10 protein-coding genes are annotated in these 19673 nt (G+C 64.4%); 7 read left to right on the top strand and 3 right to left on the bottom strand.

Annotation, left to right across the window (positions count from 1 at the left end):
* Positions 1-2 precede the first annotated feature (2 nt).
* Positions 3-1964 (bottom strand): 4-alpha-glucanotransferase, encoded by a 1962-nt coding sequence (gene malQ / locus ACR9YP_RS13580; protein ID WP_438105800.1) that lies wholly within the window; start codon positions 1962-1964, stop codon positions 3-5.
* A gap of 205 nt (positions 1965-2169) precedes the next feature.
* Between malQ and ACR9YP_RS13575 the strand changes: the two genes are divergently transcribed.
* Genes ACR9YP_RS13575 through treY form a run of 6 tightly spaced genes read left to right on the top strand, consistent with a single transcriptional unit; the run spans position 2170 to position 16173 of the window.
* Positions 2170-4119, top strand: coding sequence for a maltotransferase domain-containing protein (locus ACR9YP_RS13575; RefSeq protein ID WP_438105798.1), 1950 nt, complete (start codon positions 2170-2172; stop codon positions 4117-4119).
* An 11-nt stretch (positions 4120-4130) separates the two neighbouring features.
* A complete protein-coding gene (gene treS / locus ACR9YP_RS13570) occupies positions 4131-7424 on the top strand; it encodes a maltose alpha-D-glucosyltransferase (protein ID WP_474220144.1) in 3294 nt (1097 codons plus the stop codon).
* Complete coding sequence (glgB, locus tag ACR9YP_RS13565; protein WP_474220143.1) at positions 7417-9555, top strand: 1,4-alpha-glucan branching protein GlgB; 2139 nt, start codon at positions 7417-7419, stop codon at positions 9553-9555. The genes treS and glgB overlap by 8 nt, the downstream gene beginning before the upstream one ends.
* Positions 9556-9558: 3 nt before the next feature.
* A complete protein-coding gene (glgX, locus tag ACR9YP_RS13560; protein WP_474220142.1) occupies positions 9559-11637 on the top strand; it encodes a glycogen debranching protein GlgX in 2079 nt (692 codons plus the stop codon).
* A complete protein-coding gene (gene treZ / locus ACR9YP_RS13555; RefSeq protein ID WP_474220141.1) occupies positions 11634-13388 on the top strand; it encodes a malto-oligosyltrehalose trehalohydrolase in 1755 nt (584 codons plus the stop codon). Before glgX ends, treZ begins: the two co-directional genes overlap by 4 nt.
* Before the next feature lies 1 nt (position 13389).
* Positions 13390-16173 (top strand): malto-oligosyltrehalose synthase, encoded by a 2784-nt coding sequence (gene treY / locus ACR9YP_RS13550; protein ID WP_474220140.1) that lies wholly within the window; start codon positions 13390-13392, stop codon positions 16171-16173.
* Positions 16174-16175: 2 nt separating this feature from the next.
* On the opposite strand, the gene ACR9YP_RS13545 is transcribed toward treY, so the two are convergent.
* The gene (locus tag ACR9YP_RS13545; protein WP_091879667.1) at positions 16176-16493 is read right to left on the bottom strand and encodes a polyhydroxyalkanoic acid system family protein; all 318 of its coding nucleotides are present in this window, start codon (positions 16491-16493) and stop codon (positions 16176-16178) included.
* A 179-nt stretch (positions 16494-16672) separates the two neighbouring features.
* Between ACR9YP_RS13545 and ACR9YP_RS13540 the strand changes: the two genes are divergently transcribed.
* Positions 16673-16837: a DUF3309 family protein gene (locus ACR9YP_RS13540; protein WP_018318514.1), complete on the top strand. Its 165-nt coding sequence runs from the start codon at positions 16673-16675 to the stop codon at positions 16835-16837.
* Between the two features lie 89 nt (positions 16838-16926).
* On the opposite strand, the gene ligD is transcribed toward ACR9YP_RS13540, so the two are convergent.
* Positions 16927-19614: a DNA ligase D gene (ligD, locus tag ACR9YP_RS13535; RefSeq protein ID WP_474221060.1), complete on the bottom strand. Its 2688-nt coding sequence runs from the start codon at positions 19612-19614 to the stop codon at positions 16927-16929.
* Between the last annotated feature and the right edge of the window lie 59 nt (positions 19615-19673).

Genomic DNA, 19673 nt, shown 5'->3' with positions numbered 1-19673 from the left:
GTTCAACTCCCGACGGTCAATGAACGTTCCCGCGTCGCGGCCTTCAAAGCCGCGAGATCGACCTTGGTGGCGATCTTGTCGAGTATAACAGGAAGCCGCTGGCGCCAGTTCGGATGCTCGTCGATCGTGCCGGGGATGTTGGGCTGGTCGATCACGCCGAGCAGATCCTCCAGCGACACCGCGAGCAGCCGCGATGGCGTGCGCGACAGAAAGGCGAGCACGGAATAAAGATCGTTGGTGTTGATGCCGTTCTGGCGCAAAATCTCGTCGAGCCTGCCGAGCGCGTCCCAGCGCGCCTGCTCGCTTTCGCCGGGATCGATCCCGAGCGAAAGCTTCATCTTGAGGTCGCTGAAGGAGCGCCAGCCAGCATAGGTCGACAGGTCGTGCGTATTCAGCGTGACGAGTGCGTTGGGCCGGTAGTGGTCAACATTGCGGAAGTGGCCGGCATCGTCGCGCTCGAACATCATGACGAGGTAGGACCAGATGCCGAAATCCTGCATCGTCTCGCGGAAGCCTTCCGGCACGGTGCCGAGGTCCTCGCCGATCACGATGCATTTATGAGCCGCGCTCTCGCACGCCACCGCCGCCAGCAGCGCTTCGAACGGCATCTGCACATAGGCACCGTTGTCGGGCTTGAAACCGCGCGGCACCAGATAAAGCCGTTTCAAGCCGAGCACGTGATCGAGCCTGATGGCACCTGCATGGCGCATCGAGGCCGCGAGCATGTCGGCGAACGGCACGAAGGATTGGGCCTCCAGGCCGCCGGCGTTGAAGCCGGCGAGGCCCCAGTCCTGGCCGACGGTATTGAGCACATCGGGCGGCGCGCCGACGGCGAGATGGCGCGAAATCGCCATCTGCTCGTTCCAGGCATCGAAACCATTGGACTGCACGCCGACGGCAACGTCGAGATAGAGCCCGACCGGCATGCCGAGCTGGCTGGCCAGCTCCTTCGCCGCATGCAACTGGCTGTCAGCCGTCCATTGCACGAATTCGACGAACTCGACGTCGCGCTTGTCGGACCCATTGCGCAGCGCAGCGCATTTCGCATCGTCGGGCTTTTGCCATTCCACCGGCCATTCCCACCATGGCGCGGTGAAGCGATGACGCAGCACTTCGAAGCAGGCAAAGCGGGACAACAGCGGGCCGCGGGCAGCGCGGAAGGCGTCAAACTCCCGGCGGCGCGCTTCGCTCGCGCTCGTCACGAAACTGTTGAAGGCAGCGCGCAGCCCCAGCCATTTCAACGCCGCCATGTCCGCGTACGGCACACGGTCACCCTCGCGCAGCCGTGCTGCGGTCGCGGCGGCATCCGGCACGAGGTCGGGCGCAAATTCCGGGATCGCCGCGACATCGATATAGAGCGGATTGAGAAACAGCCGGCTGTTCGGCGAATAGGGGCTGCAATCGGCGGGGTGGTCGTCGAACAGCACATGCAGCGGATTGAGCCCGACACCGTCGGCCCCCAATTGCTTGGCAAGCCGGACGAGGTCGGCCAAGTCCGTGAAGTCACCGATACCCCAATTGCGGTTGGAGCGGACGCTGTACAGCTGCACGGCGAGCAGCCAGCCGCGGTCGAACTCGCCGCCGAAGGCGCGCTCGGGCGCCACGATCATCGGCACCTCTTCCGTCACACCTTCGGCATCGGTCAGCGTCAAACGGTGATAGCCGAGCGGCAGGCCGGCCGGCCAGGCGATCACGGGCTCGCGCGTCTCGCCTTGCGCGATCGACTTGCCGTTTGCGGCCAATTTCCATTGCAGCGGCGGCGCACCGACGGCCGCCAATTCCGTCCGCGGATGCCCCAAGGCGCGCACCACGACCGGCCCGCCGACGAAGCGGTAGACCCGCTTCTCGGGCAGGGCGTCGAGGATGGATTTGAGGGCCACGGGATCGGTGACCCGCAGCTTACCCAGGGCATCGATGAATTCGGACTGGACGCCCTTGATCCGGGCTTGAGTTATGAGATCCATTCGGCACGCAGCTTGCAAGCCACCCTTTTGCCGGGGGGCATCGATTTAACGAGGCAGCGAAAGACGTTAGTCGGGCTTAACTCACAAACCGCGCCTGCCGTTCCCCGCCGGAACTAATGACACACAAGCGGCTTTTTATATAGGTATCAAGCGTAGGTTCCCGACAAGGGAAACGGGCCCCTGCTTTCTTGTCAATGGCATCACCGTGAACAAGACAATTCAAACTGTCGAAAGTGCCGCAGCCGGCAGCGCTTTCCTCATCGAAGACGTCTATCCCTTGATCGATGGCGGCCGCTTCGCCGTGAAGCGGATCGCGGGCGACCGGGTCGAGGTCTGGGCCGACATCTATCGCGACGGCGATGCCGTGATCGGCGCCGCGCTGCTGTGGCGCCGCGAGCAGGACCGCGAATGGCAGCGTGAGCCGATGAGCCATCATGGCAATGACCGCTGGTCGGGCGCCTTCGTCCCGACCGCGGCCGGTCAATACATCTACGCCATCGAAGCCTGGACCGACGAGTTCGCCACCTGGTCCCACGGCGTCGCACGCAAGCAACGCTCCGGTGCGGACGTCACTCTCGACGCGATCGAGGGCGCCGGCCTCTTGACCAAGGCGCATGGCGCACGGCAAGACGCAGCAGTGGTCATCATCAGGCAGTGCGAGGACTATCTGCAGAGCGGCGACGTCGGCCCGCTGCTCGCAACCGAGCTCGGCGAAGCCATGGCCGAGAGCCAGTCGCGGCCCGACCTCACCCGCTCGGCCCTTTTTCCGCTGATCGTCGACCGCGACAAGGCACGCTTCGGCGCCTGGTACCAGATGATGCCGCGCAGCCAGAGCCGGATCCCCGGCCAGCATGGCACGCTTCGCGATTGCATCGCCCGCGTGCCCGACATCGCCGCGATGGGTTTTGACGTGCTCTACTTCACGCCGATCCACCCGATCGGCCACACCCGCCGCAAGGGCCGCAACAACAATGCGCAGGTTGCGAGTGCAGGCGATCCAGGCTCGCCCTATGCGATCGGCACGACGGAAGGCGGACACGATGCGCTGCATCCCGAGCTCGGCACGATCGAGGATTTCCGCGCATTGGTTGCGACCTGCCTGGAATACGGCCTCGAGCTCGCGCTCGATTTCGCCGTGCAATGCTCGCCGGACCATCCCTGGCTGACGCAGCATCCGGAATGGTTCAAGTGGCGGCCGGATCGCTCGGTGCGGACGGCGGATGGCCCCTATTCGGACATCGTCATCCCAGATTTCAACTCCGTCGACAGGCCTGGACTGTGGAACGCGTTTCGGGATGCTCTGCTGTTCTGGATCGACCATGGCGTGACCATCTTCGCCATCGACAATCACGACACCGCGCCGCTTCCGTTCTGGGAATGGCTGATCCGCGACATCCGCCGCCGCCACCCCGAGGTGATCCTGTTCTCCAAGACATTCGCGCGGCCGAAGCTGATGAAGGGCCTCGCCAAGCTCGGCTTTGCGCAGTCCTTCACCTATTTCCCCTGGCGCACCTCGCGGTGGGAGCTGGAGCAATATCTCGGCGAGCTGACGCGCTATCCCGAACGCGACTTCTATCGACCGAACCTGTTCGTCAACACGGCCGACCTGCTGCCCTATCACCTCCAGAGCGGCGAAGCCTGGGCGTTCAAGTCGCGCCTCGCGCTGGCCGCGACGCTGTCGGGCAATTACGGCATCTTTGGCGGATTCGAGCTCTTGGAGCACGAGGCGATTCCCGGCCGTGAAGAATATCTGGATTCCGAGAAATACCAGATCAAGCAGCGCGACTGGGACAAGCCCGGCAACATCAAGCCCTACATCACCGCGCTCAATCGCGTCCGCAACGAGAATGCGGCGCTCCGGCAGACGGCCAATTTGCGCTTCCTCGGCGTCGAGGACGGCGAAACCATCGCCTTCGCCAAGGAGGCAGCCGAGACAGCCAACACCGTCATCGTCGTGATCGCGCTGTCGCGCCATGTGCGCGAATTCTGGCTGCCGCTCGGTGACGTCACCGTTGACGCCGGCGGGCAGCGACACCATGTGACGGCACTCGAAAACCTCCTCACCGGCGAAAAGTCCCGCATCGAATGGGGCGGGGTCAGGCTGCGTATCGATCCCGAGCGCGATCCGGCGCTCTTGTTCCGCGGCCTGGCGTAAGGGTTCACGCCATGAATGTTCTGTCTTCCGTCGACACCAAGAAAGCCGAGGCTGCCGAGATCGTGGACGAGCTCTGGTACAAGGACGCCATCATCTACCAGCTCCACGTCAAGGCGTTTGCCGACAGCAACAATGACGGGATCGGCGACTTCGCCGGGCTGACCGAGAAGCTGCCCTATCTCCAGGAACTCGGCGTCACCGCGCTGTGGCTGCTGCCGTTCTACCCCTCGCCCGGCCGCGACGACGGTTACGACATCGCCGATTACGGCGCGGTCAATCCCGATTTCGGGACGATGAAGGATTTCAAGCGCTTCATCCAGGAGGCGCAGAAGCGGGGCCTGCGCGTCATCACCGAGCTGGTCGTCAATCACACCTCGGACCAACACAAGTGGTTCAAGCGGGCGCGCCGCAGCCATCCGGGCTCGAGCGCCCGCAACTGGTATGTCTGGAGCGACACCGATCAGAAATACCAGGGCACGCGCATCATCTTCACCGACACGGAGAAGTCGAACTGGACCTGGGACCCCGAGGCCGGCGCCTTCTACTGGCACCGCTTCTTCTCGCACCAGCCGGACCTGAATTTCGACAATCCACGCGTCGTCAGCGCACTCATCCAGGTGATGAAGCGCTGGCTCGATGCCGGTGTCGACGGCTTCCGGCTGGATGCCATTCCCTATCTGTGCGAGCGCGAAGGCACCTCGAACGAGAACCTGCCCGAGACGCATGCGATCATCAAGCGCCTGCGCCAGGAGCTCGACGCCTACTCCAAGGGCAAGCTGCTGCTGGCCGAGGCCAATCAATGGCCGGAGGACGTGCAAGAATATTTCGGCCGTGGCGACGAGTGCCACATGGCCTATCATTTCCCGCTGATGCCGCGGATCTACATGGCGATCGCGCAGGAGGACCGTTTCCCGATCACCGACATCCTGCGCCAGACCCCGGACATCCCGGCGAGCTGCCAATGGGCGCTGTTCCTGCGCAATCATGACGAATTGACGCTGGAGATGGTCACCGACGTCGAGCGCGACTATCTCTGGACCACCTACGCCAACGACCCGCGCGCGCGCATCAATGTCGGCATCCGCCGGCGCCTTGCGCCGCTGATGGACAATGACCGCCGCAAGATCGAGCTGATGAACTCGCTGCTGCTGTCCTTCCCCGGCACGCCGATCGTCTACTACGGCGACGAGATTGGCATGGGCGACAACATCTATCTCGGCGACCGCAACGGCGTGCGCACGCCGATGCAGTGGAGCCCGGACCGCAACGGCGGCTTCTCACGCTGCGACCCGGCCCGCCTTTACGCGCCGCTGATCATGGATCCGGTCTACGGCTACGAGTCGGTGAACGTGGAGGCGCAGTCGCGCAGCCTGTCCTCGCTGCTCAGCGCCACCAAGCGGCTGATCTCGGTGCGCAAGTCGACGCTTGCCTTCGGCCGCGGCACCATGACCTTCATCCGCCCGGCCAACCGCGCCGTGCTGGCTTATGTCCGGCAATACCGCGACGAGGTGATCCTCTGCGTGGCCAATTTGTCGCGCGCCGCGCAGGCGACCGAGCTTGACCTGTCGCCTTGGAAGGACCGCATCCCGCAGGAAATGCTCGGCCGCACGCGCTTCCCCGCGATCGGCGAGCTGCCCTACATGATCACGCTGGGGCCCTACGGTTTCTACTGGTTCCAGCTTCAGGAGCGCGACAAGTCCGAGCCGGTGACGCCGCGCGCGGTGCCGGAGTTCGAGACGCTGGTGGTGCCGGTGAACTCGAATTGGGTGTCGCTCGCCCGCGAGCGCGGCGTGTTCGAGCGCGACGTGCTGCCGGGATTCCTGTCGCGGACGCGATGGTATCCCGAGCACAATGCCAAGCACATCAAGACCACGCTGACCTCGGCGGCGCCGTTCTGCGACATTGGCGACAACCGGCCCTGGATCGCGTTCTTCGAGACCAAGCAGGGGAACGAGACGACACGCTACGTGCTGCCGTTGCAGATCGAGTGGGTGCGCTTCGATCGCGAACGCTTCAACCCGAAGGCGCTCGCCGCAGTGCGTCAGGGCGCGCGCGAAGGCACGCTGCTCGATGTCGCGACCGAGCAGATCTTCATCGGCCTGTTCCTGCGCAATTTGTCGCAGAACCTGGCAGTGGAAGAGAACAATTTGCGGCTGGAATTCAAGGCGACCAGCCGGTTTGCCGATTACATCATCAAGGAGCCCGAACGCATCCGCGCGATCGAGCAGTCGAACAGCACCGCGCTGATCGACAATCAATACGTCGCCAAGATCTACCGTCGGCTCGAAACCGGCATCAGTCCCGAGATCGAGATCGGCCACTATCTCACCGAGATCGCCCGCTTTGCCAACACGCCGGCGCTGCTGGGTAGCGTCGAGCTGGTCGAGGGCGAGCAGCGCAGCGCGCTCGGCGTGCTGCATGCCTATGTCGAGAACCAGGGCGACGGCTGGACTGTGACAACGGGCTACCTCGATCGCTATATCGACGAGCAGCGCGTGTTGCCGGCGGGCGAAACGCTCCGCGAAACCCAGGAGCAGGCGCCTTATCTGCACTTCATCGCGCAGATCGGCCGGCGGCTCGGCGAGCTGCATGTCGCGCTGGCCGCGGCAAAGCCGGACGAGCTCGCTCCGGAGCCGATCGGCTCCTCGTACATCACGCGCCTCGTCTCCGACCTCAAGGCGCGCGCCGAGCGGGTCTTCGAACGGCTGGCCAACAGCCGCGACGGCCTGCGGGAGGCGGATCGGCCGCTGATCGATCAGCTCACGGAGGCCCGCGCGACCCTGCCCGACCGCCTGAATGCGCTATTGCCTTCCGGGATCGGCGGGTTGAACATCCGTCATCATGGCGACTTCCGTCTCGGACAAACTCTGATCGTGAAGGACGATATCTTCATCATCGACTTCGACGGCGATCCGCGTGTGCCATTGGCCGACAAGCGGCGCAAGGCGCCGGCCGCGCGCGACGTCGCGGGCATGATCCACTCGATTGATGTTTCGGTCAACGCGGCCCTCAGTCGCGCGCTGACGGGCGCTTCCGACGAGCAGGGCCGGCTCGCAGCCGCGCTCGACGAATGGCGCGAGCGCGCTACCGCAACCTTCTTGTCCGCCTATCGCGAAACCATGACCGATCGGCGGATTTGGCCGCAAGATCCGCAATCCGCGGAAGGCCTGATAAACTTCTTCCTGCTTGATCAAGCGTTCAACGAAGTAGAGTACGAGCTGTCCCACCGGCCTGAGGGGCTCAATGCGCCGCTGACCGGACTGCTTCGCATTCTGTCCAGTGCCGAGAGCGAAGCCCATGCCTAAACTGCCTGCTGAGGCCTACGCGATCATCGAAGGCCGCCACTCCGATCCCTTCCACTATCTCGGGCTGCATCCCGAGGGCGGTAGAAGCGTGGTGCGCGCCTTTCTCCCCGAAGCCTCGAATGTCGAGGCGGTCGGCGAGCATGGCGAAGTCGCCCCGCTCGACCGCGTGCACGATTCCGGCCTGTTCATCGGGGCCCTGCCCAACGGCTCGAAGCATTACCAGCTGCGCGCGAAATTCGGCGGCAACGTCGTCGAGTTCGAGGACGCCTACCGCTTTCCGCCGATCCTGACCGATTTCGACCTTTATCTGCTCGGCGAAGGCACCCACCAGCGCCTCTACGACAAGCTCGGCGCCCATCCGATGCGGCACGAAGGTGTCGACGGCATCGGCTTCGTGGTGCTGGCGCCGAATGCGCGGCGCGTGTCCGTGGTCGGCGATTTCAATTTCTGGGACGGGCGGCGCCATCCCATGAGGGTACGCGGCAGCGGCTATTGGGAGCTGTTCATCCCGCATGCGAAGATTGGCGATCACTACAAGTTCGAAGTCATCGGCCCGCATGGCCATATGCTTCCGTTGAAATCCGATCCGCTGGCCTTTGCGAGCGAGGTGCGGCCCAAGACAGCGTCGATCGTGTTCGACGAGGCGCGCCTGCCGCGGCCGCGGCCGGCGCCCGACGGCATCAACGCGCTGTCGGCGCCGATGTCGATCTACGAGGTCCATCTCGGCTCGTGGCGGCGCAAGAACGGCAATGAATGGCTAACCTATCGCGAACTGGCCGAGCAGCTGCCGGCCTATGCCCGCGACATGGGCTTCACCCATCTCGAATTTCTCCCGGTGAGCGAGCATCCGTTCGACGGCTCCTGGGGTTACCAGCCGACCGGCCTCTATGGCCCGACCAGCCGCTTCGGCACGCCGGAGGATTTTGCCGTTCTCGTCGATGCCTGCCACCGCGAAGGCGTCGGCGTGCTGCTCGACTGGGTGCCCGGCCACTTCCCGGACGATCCGCACGGGCTAGGTCATTTCGACGGCACCTCGCTCTACGAGCACGCCAACCCGCTCCAGGGCCGCCACCTCGACTGGGGCACGCTGATCTACAATTACGGCCGCACCGAAGTGACGAACTTCCTGGTGTCGAACGCGCTGTTCTGGCTGGAGCGCTATGCGATCGACGGCCTGCGCGTCGATGCCGTGGCATCGATGCTCTATCTCGATTACAGCCGGCCGCCCGGCGCGTGGATTCCGAACCAGTATGGCGGGCGGGAGAACATCGAGGCGATCAACTTCCTGCGCCGCTTCAACACGGAAGTCTTCGCCCGCTTCCCGCAGGCGACCACGGCGGCTGAGGAGTCCACCGCCTGGCCTCAGGTCTCACGCCCGGTCGAATTCGGCGGGCTCGGCTTCGGCTACAAGTGGAACATGGGCTGGATGCACGACACGCTGAGCTACATCAGCAAGGATCCAATCTACCGCAAGCACCACCACGGCGAGATCCTGTTCGGCCTGCACTATGCATTCTCGGAAAACTTCATCCTGCCGCTGTCGCATGACGAGGTCGTGCATGGCAAGCGCTCGATCCTCGGCCGGATGCCCGGCGACGAATGGCAACGATTCGCGAACTTGCGCGCCTATTACAGCTTCATGTTCGGCCATCCCGGCAAGAAGCTGTTGTTCATGGGCGCGGAGATCGCGCAGAGCCGCGAATGGAACCATGACCAGTCGCTCGACTGGCACCTGCTCGAATACAAGTACCATTCCGGCATCCAGGCGCTGATCCGCGACCTCAACCGGCTCTATCGCGCCGTGCCGGCGCTGCACCAGATGGATTGCGACCAGGCCGGCTTCGAATGGCTGGTCACCGACGACGCCAACCGCAACGTGTTCGCCTGGCTGCGCAGAGGCTTCGACGAGCAAGCGCGGTGCCTGGTGATCATCAACTTCTCGCCGAACGTCTACCAGAACTATCGCGTTCGCGTGCCCTTTGGCGGCAAGTGGAAGGAAGTGCTCAACTCGGATTCCGCCCACTATGGCGGCAGCAACGTCGGCAACATCGGCGAAGTCCATGCCGAGGGCGGCGAGCTCCGCCTCACAATTCCGCCACTTGCCGCGATCTTCCTCGTTCCAGAAAGCTGACACATGCGCTTGACTGCTGGATCGCCCGCACGCCTCGGCGCAAGCTGGGACGGACGCGGCACCAATTTCGCGCTGTTCTCCGCCAACGCACAGAAGGTCGAGCTCTGCCTGTTCGACACGCAAGGCCGCCGCGAGCTCGAACGCATCGAGTTGCCGGAACGGACCGAAGACGTCTGGCATGGCTATCTCAACGACGTCTCGCCCGGCCAGCTCTACGGCTATCGTGTGCACGGCCCCTACGAGCCCGAGCACGGCCACCGCTTCAACGCCAACAAGCTGCTACTCGATCCCTATGCCAAGCGGCTGGCCGGACGGCTGGTCTGGAGCGATGCGCATTTCGCCTACCGCACCGGCTCGCCGCGCGAGGACCTGTCGTTCGATCGGCGCGACAATGCGCGCGGCATGCCCAAGGCCGTCGTCGTCGACGAAACCTTCAACTGGGGCCGGCGCGAGATCCGTCCCAACATCCCCTGGGAAGACACCATCATCTACGAGGCCCACGTCAAGGGCCTGACGCAGAAGCGCGACGACGTGCCGCCGAATCTGCGCGGCACCTATGGTGGCCTGTCATCGCCGGCGATGATCGAGCATCTGAAGAGGCTCGGCGTCACCACGATCGAGCTTCTCCCGATCCACAGCTTCGTCGACGACCGCATCCTGGTGGAAAAGAAGCTCGCCAATTACTGGGGTTACAACACGTTGTCCTTCTTCGCGCCCGAGCCGCGCTACGCCCAGGACAACGCGCTCGATTCCTTCCGTACCACGGTCGCGCGGCTGCACGATGCCGGCATCGAGGTGATGCTGGACGTTGTCTACAACCACACCGCCGAGGGCAATCACCTCGGCCCGACGCTGTGCTATCGCGGCATCGACAACGCCTCCTATTACTGGCTGAACCGCGAGAACCCGCGCTATTACGACGACTTCACCGGCTGCGGCTCGTCGGTGAATCTCACCCATCCGCGCGTGCTCCAGATGGTGATGGATTCGCTTCGCTACTGGGTCGAGGTCTGCCATGTCGACGGCTTCCGTTTCGACCTCGCCACCACCCTGGCGCGCGGCCCGAACGGCTTTGATCGCGGCATCTCGTTCCTGACCGCGGTCCGGCAGGATCCGGTGCTGGCGACCGTCAAGCTCGTCGCCGAACCGTGGGATCTCGGGCTCGGCGGCTATCAGGTCGGCGCCTTCCCCTCGCAATGGTCGGAGTGGAACGATCGCTATCGCAGCGCCATGCGCCGCTACTGGAGCGGCGAAGGCAGCCTGATCGGCGACATCTCCAGCCGCATGACGGCGTCATCAGACCTGTTCAACCATGACGGAAGGCGGCCGCGCGCCGGCATCAACCACATCACCGTGCATGACGGCTTCACGCTCGCCGACCTCTTCAGCTACAACGAGAAGCACAACGAGGCCAACGGCGAGGACAATCGCGACGGCTCCAACGACAACCACAGCAACAATTGCGGCGTCGAGGGCCCGACCGACGATCCCCAAATCCTCAGCCTGCGCCGGCAGCTTCGCAAGAACGTGCTGGCCTGCCTGATACTGGCGCAAGGCGTTCCGCTGATCCTCGCCGGCGACGAGGTCGGCAATTCTCAATCCGGCAACAACAACGCCTATTGCCAGGACAACGAGGTCGGCTGGGTCGGCTGGGACAATCTCGGCAGGGAGGGCGACGACATGGTCGATTTCGTCGCCCATCTCGCCGACATCCGCCGCCGATTCTCGCAACTCCGCAGCCATCGCTGGCTCGACGGCCGCACCAAGGACGGCATCTCCTACGGCGCGCTGTGGCTGACGCCCGCCGGGGACGAGATGACGGAGAACGACTGGAAATTCCCGGAAGGGCGCTTTCTCTCCTATGTGATGGGGCCGATGGAACCGGGCAGCGCCGCGATCTTTATCGTTCTGAACGCCGCTCCCGAAGAGATCGCATTCAAATTGCCCAAAATGACCGAATACAAGAGCTGGCAGCAGATCCTCAACACGACCGAGGCCAGGCTGAACTCGATCGACTTCCTGCCCGGAAGCGACAGCAAGGCGCCGCCGCGATCCGTGCTCGCCTTCGCGGGGGCGCTATGAGGCCATCCTTCGGGGCGAGGCCGACCAAGGACGGCGCGTCGTTCCGGCTGTGGGCGCCCGGCGCGCGCCGCGTCGATCTCCTGCTCGACAGAAGGCACGCGATGCAGCGCCGGCAGGATGGCTGGTACGTGGCCGACATTGCCGGCCTGCGCGCCGGTAGCAATTACAAATTCCGGATCGACGACGAGATCGACGTGCCCGATCCGGCCTCGGCATTCCAGCCCGAAGATGTGTTCGGCCCGAGCGAGGTGATCGATCACGACGCCTTTGTGTGGGGCGCGCGCGATTGGCGCGGCCGTCCCTGGGAAGAGACGGTGCTGATCGAGACCCATGTCGGCACCTTCACGCCAGAGGGCACCTACCGCGCCATGATCGACAAGCTCGATCATCTCACAGCGAGCGGCATCACCGCACTGGAATTGATGCCGCTGGCCGATTTCGCCGGCCGCCGCGGCTGGGGCTATGACGGCGTACTGTGGTATGCGCCCGACAGCGCCTATGGCCGCCCTGAAGACCTGAAGACGCTGATCGACGAGGCGCATTTGCGCGGGCTCATGGTGTTCCTCGACGTCGTCTACAATCACTTCGGCCCCGAGGGGAATTACCTCGGCCGCTATGCGCCGACCTTCTTTACCGACGCGCACACGCCCTGGGGCAGCACAATCGACTATCGCGTGCCGCAGGTGCGCGCGTTCGCGGTCGAGAACGCGCTGTCCTGGCTCAGCGACTACCGTTTCGATGGCCTGCGGCTGGATGCCGCCAACCACATCATGGCGGTGCCCGGCGAGCAGTCCATGCTGCAAGACCTCAGCGTCGCTGCCGGCGAGCTCGCCAAAGCCACGGGACGGCACATCCATCTGGTGCTCGAGAACGGTGACAACCGCGCGAGCCTGCTCGATGCCGCGCAGGAGCCGCCGAACGGCAAATATCGCGGACAGTGGAACGACGACTATCACCACGTCTGGCACGTGATGCTGACCGGCGAGCTCGCCGGCTACTACGCGGACTACCAGACGCCGCGCATGGATCTTGCGCGCGCGCTCGCCTCCGGCTTCGTCTACCAGGGCGAGATATCGGAATTCTGGGGCAAGAAGCCGCGCGGCGAGCCGAGCGGCGAGCTGCCGCCGTCGACCTTCGTCAACTTCCTGCAAAACCACGACCAGATCGGCAACCGCCCACTCGGCGACCGGCTCGAGAGCCTGGCTTCACCCAAGCAGATCGAGGCCGCGCTCGCGGTCACCCTGCTCGCGCCGATGGTGCCGATGCTGTTTCAGGGCGAGGAATGGGGCTCCACGGTGCCCTTCCCGTTCTTCTGCGACTTCCACGACGGATTGGCCGATGCCGTGCGCAAGGGGCGCAAGCAGGAATATGCCTGGGCCTATGAGAAATACGGCGACGAGGTGCCTGATCCGCTCGATCCGGCAACGCTGCAATTGGCCGTGCTCGACTGGAACGGCCGCACGCCCGAGCAGGACGCGCGGCTTGCGCTGGTGCGCGAGCTGCTCGCGCTCCGGCGCAAGGAGATCATGCCGCGGCTGAAAGGAGCGAGGTTCGGCGATGCCGAGGCAGCAGATACCGGCTTGCTCACGGCACATTGGCGCATGGGGGACGGCGCGGCGCTCCACCTGACCGCGAATCTCTCGGACAAGGATGTCGCGTATTCCAACAGCAATGCGGGCACGCCGATCTGGGGCGGCGAGGCCGGCGAGCGGCTTCCGCCCTGGTCGGTGGTTTGGCATCTCGGAGGTTAGCATGCCTCCCGCCATTCCGCTCGCGACCTACCGGCTCCAGCTCACCGCGGATTTCGACTTCGACAAGGCCGCCGCGGTCGTGCCCTATCTCAAGGCGCTGGGGATCACGCATCTCTACGCCTCGCCGGTGATGAAGGCGCGCAAGGGCTCGACCCACGGCTACGACACCGTCGATCATAGCCAGCTCAGTCCCGAACTCGGCGGCGAGGCCGGCTTCGCACGGCTGAGCGAGACGCTTCAGCAGCACGATCTCGGCCTGATCATTGACTTCGTGCCCAATCATGTCGGCGTGCATTTCGCCGACAATCCCTGGTGGCTCGACGTGCTGGAGTGGGGCCAGGCTTCACCGCATGCGGTCTCCTTCGACATCGACTGGGATCAACTGGCCTTCCGCGCCCGCGGCGGCGTGCTGCTGCCGATTCTCGGCGTGTCCTATGGCGAGGCGCTGGAGCGGGGCGAGATCGAGCTGCGCTACGATCCGGATGAGGGAAGTCTTTCCGCCTGGTATTTCGAGCATCGCTTACCTGTTGCGCCGGAGCGCTATGGCGAAGTGCTGCGGATGATCGTCAAGGAAGCGGACGCGGCGGAAACGGAGCCCGGCAAGCGCCTGCTCGCGCTCGCGGCGCGCTACACCGGACTGCGCCGTCCCAATCGCAAGGAAGCTCCCGCCTTCAAGGCAGAACTCAAGAACATTGCGGGTGCTGCCGACATCATCGCGCGAGGTCTTGCCGCCTATCGCGCCGCCAAGGACCGTCCCGCGCACACGCTGGCGCTGCATCATCTGCTCGAGCGCCAGCACTACAAGCTCGGGCATTGGCGGCTCGCCTCCAGTGACATCAACTATCGCCGCTTCTTCGACGTCAACGGGCTTGCGGGCTTGCGCGTCGAGGATCCCGGCACGTTTGCCGCCACGCACCGGCTGGTCAAGCAACTCATCGCCGACGGCAGATTGCAAGGCATCCGCCTCGATCACATCGACGGCCTGCGCGATCCCGCGCAATATTGCCAGCGACTGCGCCGGCTGGTCCGCGATGCGCAGGGTACGACGAAGCCCTTTTATACCCTGATCGAGAAGATCCTGTGCGAGCACGAACGCCTGCCGCACTTCGCCGGCGTCCAGGGCACCACCGGCTATGAATGGATGAACGTCATCACCCAGGTCCTGGTCGACGGCAAGGGGCTGGCGGCGCTGGACGAGACCTGGCGGCAGATCAGCAACCGGCCGCCACGGCTTGCGCCTTACGTCAAGGACGCCAAGCGGCGGGTGCTGGAGACGCTGCTCACGAGCGAGTTCACCGTGCTGACGCGGCTTTTGGCGCGCATCGCCAACGGGCATTACTCGACGCGCGACTTCTCCGCCGACAGCCTGCGCCAGGCGCTCGAACTCTATGTGCTGCATTTCCCGGTCTACCGCACCTACCTCACGACGAGCGCGCCGACCGCGCACGATCGCAAGCTGATCGAGGAGACCATCGCGCGGGCGCGCGCAGAATGGTTCGCCGCAGATGACGGCATCTTCGACTTCCTGCGCGACGCCCTGACCATGGACCTGCTCAAGCCCGGCCGTCCCCCGCACAGCGCCCCGCGCGTGCGCCGCTTCGCGCTGAAGGTGCAGCAATTCACCGGACCGATGATGGCGAAGTCGCTGGAGGACACCGCGTTCTATCAATTCCACCGGCTGCTTGCGCTGAACGAGGTCGGCGGCGACCCCGCAAGCATCGGCCTTACCCTTCCCGCTTTCCATCAGGCGATGCAGGCGCGCGCCAAGGAATGGCCGCACGGCATGACCGCGACGGCCACCCACGACACCAAGCGCGGCGAGGATGCCCGCGCGCGTATTGCTGCGCTCAGCGAGATTCCCGGCGAATGGACCAGCGCGGTGGCGCGCTGGAAGGTGTTGAACGCGCCGCATCTCACACACCACGGCAGTTTCCGCGCGCCGTCGGCGACCTTCGAGTACATGCTCTACCAGACCCTGCTGGGGGCCTGGCCGCTCCAGGGACCGGATGCCGGCTTCATCGAGCGCATCCAGGCCTATGCCCTCAAGGCCGCGCGTGAAGGCAAGGAGGAGACGAGCTGGCTCAATCCGCATGAAGCGTATGAAAACGGCGTCAAGAGCTTCATCAGCAGGATCCTCGACCCCGCTCAGTCCGCAGAATTCCTGGAGGCGCTGCAGACCCTGGCCCGCCGCGTCGCACTGCTCGGCATGTTGAACTCGCTGAGCCAGCTCACACTCAAGGCAACACTGCCGGGCGTGCCAGACTTCTACCAAGGCACAGAATTCTGGGACCTGTCGCTGGTCGATCCCGACAACCGCCGTCCGGTGGACTTTGTCGCCTGCCGTGCAGCGCTGAGCTCATTGGACAAGCCGGATTGGCGTGGCCTGATCAAGGCCTGGCCGGACGGCCAGCTCAAGCTGGCCTGGACGCGTCATCTCCTCAAACTGCGCAACCGGCTTCCCGACATCTTCGTCCGGGGCGACTATCAGCCGCTCGAGGTAAGCGGCGGGCATGCTGACCACGTCATCGCCTTCGCCCGCCGCCATGGCCGCGCGGCCGCGATCGTCGTGGTCGGGCGTCACTTCGCGCCGTTCACGCAAGCGGGCCGGGAATGGCCCGCGCTGGAGGGCTTAGGTGCCACCGTCGACATCACCGGCTATGCCGCGACGGATCTTGCGAGCAACGAACTGCCGCTTGCGCAGGCTCTGCGCGATCTTCCCGCGACAATCATCGCGGCGCGCACCGCCAGTGCAGCGAAGCCGATGCGGCAGCGCGTGCGCGCCTGAGGCTACTTGCCGCCGTCCTTGGTCAGCAGCAACTGTCCGCGCTTCCTGATCGCGGCCTGGGCCATCTCGGCAAAGCGCTGCAACAGCCAGGGCAGCACCACCTCGACCCGGACGTGATCTTCGGTGACGTCGACCTGGCCGGTCGCGATCTGCCCGAGCGCGCGGATGCGGAAATTCATGCTGTCGCCGCTCCAGCGCTCCTCTTCGACTTGCAACACGGGAATGCTTGCTGCGGCGCGGCCAAGCCCCGTCTTGAGCCGGCGCACCGCCTCATCGCGGCCGAGACGATGCGGAATTGAAACGACGAGCGGTTCTGACATGGCCGTGGCCCTGCTGACTGCCCCTCACCTGATCATGCCGCATGAAACGGCAAAAGTTCCATGCATGCCGGAGTTGGGGCCCATTTGCGAAGCCGGAACTTTAAAACCTGCGGCAAGTTGCCCCCGCACGACGGGACAGGTGCAACGACCCTTTCAACAAAGGGCTGGAGGAGACTCGCATGTCTATCGGCACGATCATTCTGATCATCTTGGTCATCGCCCTGCTCGGCGGCTTCAGCGGCATTGGCGGCGGGCCGTTTTACGGCACCGGCTATTACGGCGGCGGCGGCCTCGGACTCGTCATCGTCATCCTGCTGATCCTGCTCCTGATGGGACGGATATAGGCACCTAGGGTGGGTTAGCGAAGCGTAACCCACCACGCTTCTGCGAATATTGAACGAAATTGGTGGGTTACGCCTTCGGCTAACCCACCCTACTTTTTCGACGCCAGCTTCTTCATGGCCGTCTTGATCGACGCGGCGGCATCATCATAACCTTCCCACGCTTTCGATCGCGCCAGCAGGCCCGGCACGGTGCGCATCGTATAGCGCTTCGGATCGAGATCGCTCTTCACCTGCGCCCAAGTCAGCGGCATCGACACCGTGGCACCGGCGCGCGCGCGCGGCGACAGCGGGGCAATCGCCGTCGACATACGGTCGTTGCGCAAATAGTCCAGGAAGATCTTTCCCTTGCGCAATTTCTTGGACATGTTGAGCAGATAGCGTTCGGGATCGTCATTGGCCATCCACTGGCAAACGCCTTGCGCAAACGCCTTGGCCTCCTTCCAGCTCACCTTGTCGCGCGCGCCGTGGAGCAGCGGCACCACCACATGGATGCCCTTGCCGCCAGTGGTCTTGCAGAAGCTGTCCATGCCGATATCGGCGAGCCGCTGCCGCATCTCCTTGGCCGCCTCGACGACGTCGGCGAAGTCGACGTCAGGCGCAGGGTCGAGATCGAACACCAGCCGGCCCGGCGTGTCATAGGCATAAGGCGCGCAATTCCAGGGATGCAGCTCGACGCCGCCGACCTGCGCCACCGCGGCGAGCCCTTCGATCCGATCGATCTGCAGGTACGGCTTGCGGTCGCCGGAGACCCTTGCGAGCTCCAGAAGGTTCGACGTGCCCTGCATGGCATGGCGCTGGAAGAAGCATTCACCCTTGATGCCGTCAGGAGCGCGGATCAGCGAGCAAGGCCGGCCCTTCAGGTGCACGATCATCCATTCGCCGACGGCTTCGAGATAGCGGGCAAGGTCCAGCTTGGTGATGGCACCACCATCGCCGACATCGGGCCAGAGCTCCTTGTCCGGCTTGGAGATGACGACACCCATGACCTCGGCATTGCTGCCGCTGGGGGCCGATCGCGCGCCTGGCTTCGCTTTTGCGCGCTTCACTCCTTTGGCCGAGGGTTTGGCGAGCTCGGTGTCGACTGGCGTTTCGGCCTCGACCTCCTCGGCCGGCTTGTCCTGCCGCAGGCCTTTGAAAGCCGCTTGGCGGACATTGCCGTCGGCGGTGAAGCCGGCGAACTCGATCTCGGCGACGAGCTCCGGCTTCAGCCAGTGTACCTCGCGGGTCTTCTTCGGCGCATTCTTGCCGCCGAAGGGGCTTTCCTTCGCCTCCATGGCCTTCAGTGACGGCATGATGCGCTTGACCTTGTCCGCGCCAAAGCCGGTGCCGACCATGCCGACGAAGGCGAGATGATCGCCGCGCTGCACGCCGCCCATCAGCGAGCGGAACTTGCCGTTCGTGGTCTTGTAGCCGCCGATCACCACCTCGTGGCCGGCGCGGCATTTCGACTTGACCCAGCTCTCGGTACGGCCGGAACGATACGGGGCATCCAGCTTCTTCGACACCACCCCCTCGAGCTCGAGCTTGCAGGCCGATTGCAGCACGGCATCGCCCCCGCTCTCGAAATGCTCGACATATCGGATCTGGCTCGCCTTCCGTTTGTGCGATTCCAGGAGCTCCTTCAGCTGGGCCTTGCGTTCGCCGAGCGGCAGCCGGCGGTAATCCTGGTTCTCCGCGAACAGGAGGTCGAAGGCAAAGAAGATCAGCTCGTCAGTCTTGCCATCGGACAACGCAGCCTGAAGCGAGGAGAAGTTCGGCGCGCCGTTGTGATCGAGCGCGACGATCTCGCCGTCGATCATTACATCCGGCAGCGCGCCCGCATCCTTGGCAATGGAGGCGAACTTGCCGGTCCAGTCGAGACCCTTGCGCGTCTTGAGCGTCGCCTCGCCGTCCTCGACGCGGAGCTGGACGCGATAGCCGTCGAACTTGATCTCGTGGCACCAGCCCTGGTCGGCCGGCGGCCGCTCGACCAGCGTACAGAGCTGCGGCGCCACGAAATCCGGTATCTCTGAAACTTTCTTCGCGTTTGCTGCCGTCGTCGCCTTCTTCCTTGCCGCCCTTCCGGCCTTCAACGCCGTGCGCGGCGCCGGCTTCACCGTGCGCCCTTTCGCCTCCTCGGCGCGGTTGGACTGCCAGACTGCATTGGCCTTGCCCTTGGGACCCTTGAGACCTCTAGCCAGCATGAAAGGTTTGGGCGCGCGGCCCTTGCCTTCGGCGATCTGCTCCATCGCTCGGCCGGAGGCGACGGACTTGTCCTGGTCGAGGATGTCGTTGTCGGCACCTTCGCGGACATGTTCATCGCGGTGCTTGATCAGCAGCCAGTTGGTCCGCTTTTCGCCGCCGCGGTTGCGCATGCGCACCAGCACCCAGCTTCCATGCAGCTTGTCGCCATGCAGGGTGAACTTGAGATCGCCCTTCTTGAAGCCGGCTTCCGGATCTTCCGATTCCCAAGTGCCTCGATCCCACAGCATCACGGTGCCGCCGCCGTACTGCCCTTCGGGAATCGTGCCTTCGAAATCACCATAGTCGAGCGGATGGTCCTCGACCTCGACCGCCAGCCGCTTGTCGCGCGGATCGAGCGAGGGCCCCTTCGTCACCGTCCAGGACTTGAAGACGCCGTCCAACTCGAGCCGGAAGTCGTAATGCAGCCGACTGGCATCATGCTTCTGGATCACGAAGCGCCGCTGCTTCGAGGGCGCGACAGCGGTCTTGCCTGATGGCTCGGGCGTCTTTTCGAAATCACGCTTCTGTCGGTAAGTGGAGAGTTTTTGCAGCACGACTGGTCCCGCTTCTCTTTCGGCATTCAAGCCTATCACGGCCAAAGTCCCACCCGGAA

The sequence above is a fragment of the Bradyrhizobium sp. BR14999 genome, assembly GCF_056106085.1.
This window is presented reverse-complemented; position numbering and strand designations above follow the sequence as displayed.

Excerpts from the sequence above, each read along its gene's own strand:
- malQ (WP_438105800.1), bottom strand. The coding sequence starts at position 1,964 with ATGGATCTCATAACTCAAGCCCGGATCAAGGGCGTCCAGTCCGAATTC.
- ACR9YP_RS13545 (WP_091879667.1), bottom strand. The coding sequence starts at position 16,493 with ATGTCAGAACCGCTCGTCGTTTCAATTCCGCATCGTCTCGGCCGCGAT.
- glgB (WP_474220143.1), top strand. The coding sequence starts at position 7,417 with ATGCCTAAACTGCCTGCTGAGGCCTACGCGATCATCGAAGGCCGCCAC.
- treZ (WP_474220141.1), top strand. The coding sequence starts at position 11,634 with ATGAGGCCATCCTTCGGGGCGAGGCCGACCAAGGACGGCGCGTCGTTC.
- treY (WP_474220140.1), top strand. The coding sequence starts at position 13,390 with ATGCCTCCCGCCATTCCGCTCGCGACCTACCGGCTCCAGCTCACCGCG.
- treS (WP_474220144.1), top strand. The coding sequence starts at position 4,131 with ATGAATGTTCTGTCTTCCGTCGACACCAAGAAAGCCGAGGCTGCCGAG.
- ACR9YP_RS13540 (WP_018318514.1), top strand. The coding sequence starts at position 16,673 with ATGTCTATCGGCACGATCATTCTGATCATCTTGGTCATCGCCCTGCTC.
- glgX (WP_474220142.1), top strand. The coding sequence starts at position 9,559 with ATGCGCTTGACTGCTGGATCGCCCGCACGCCTCGGCGCAAGCTGGGAC.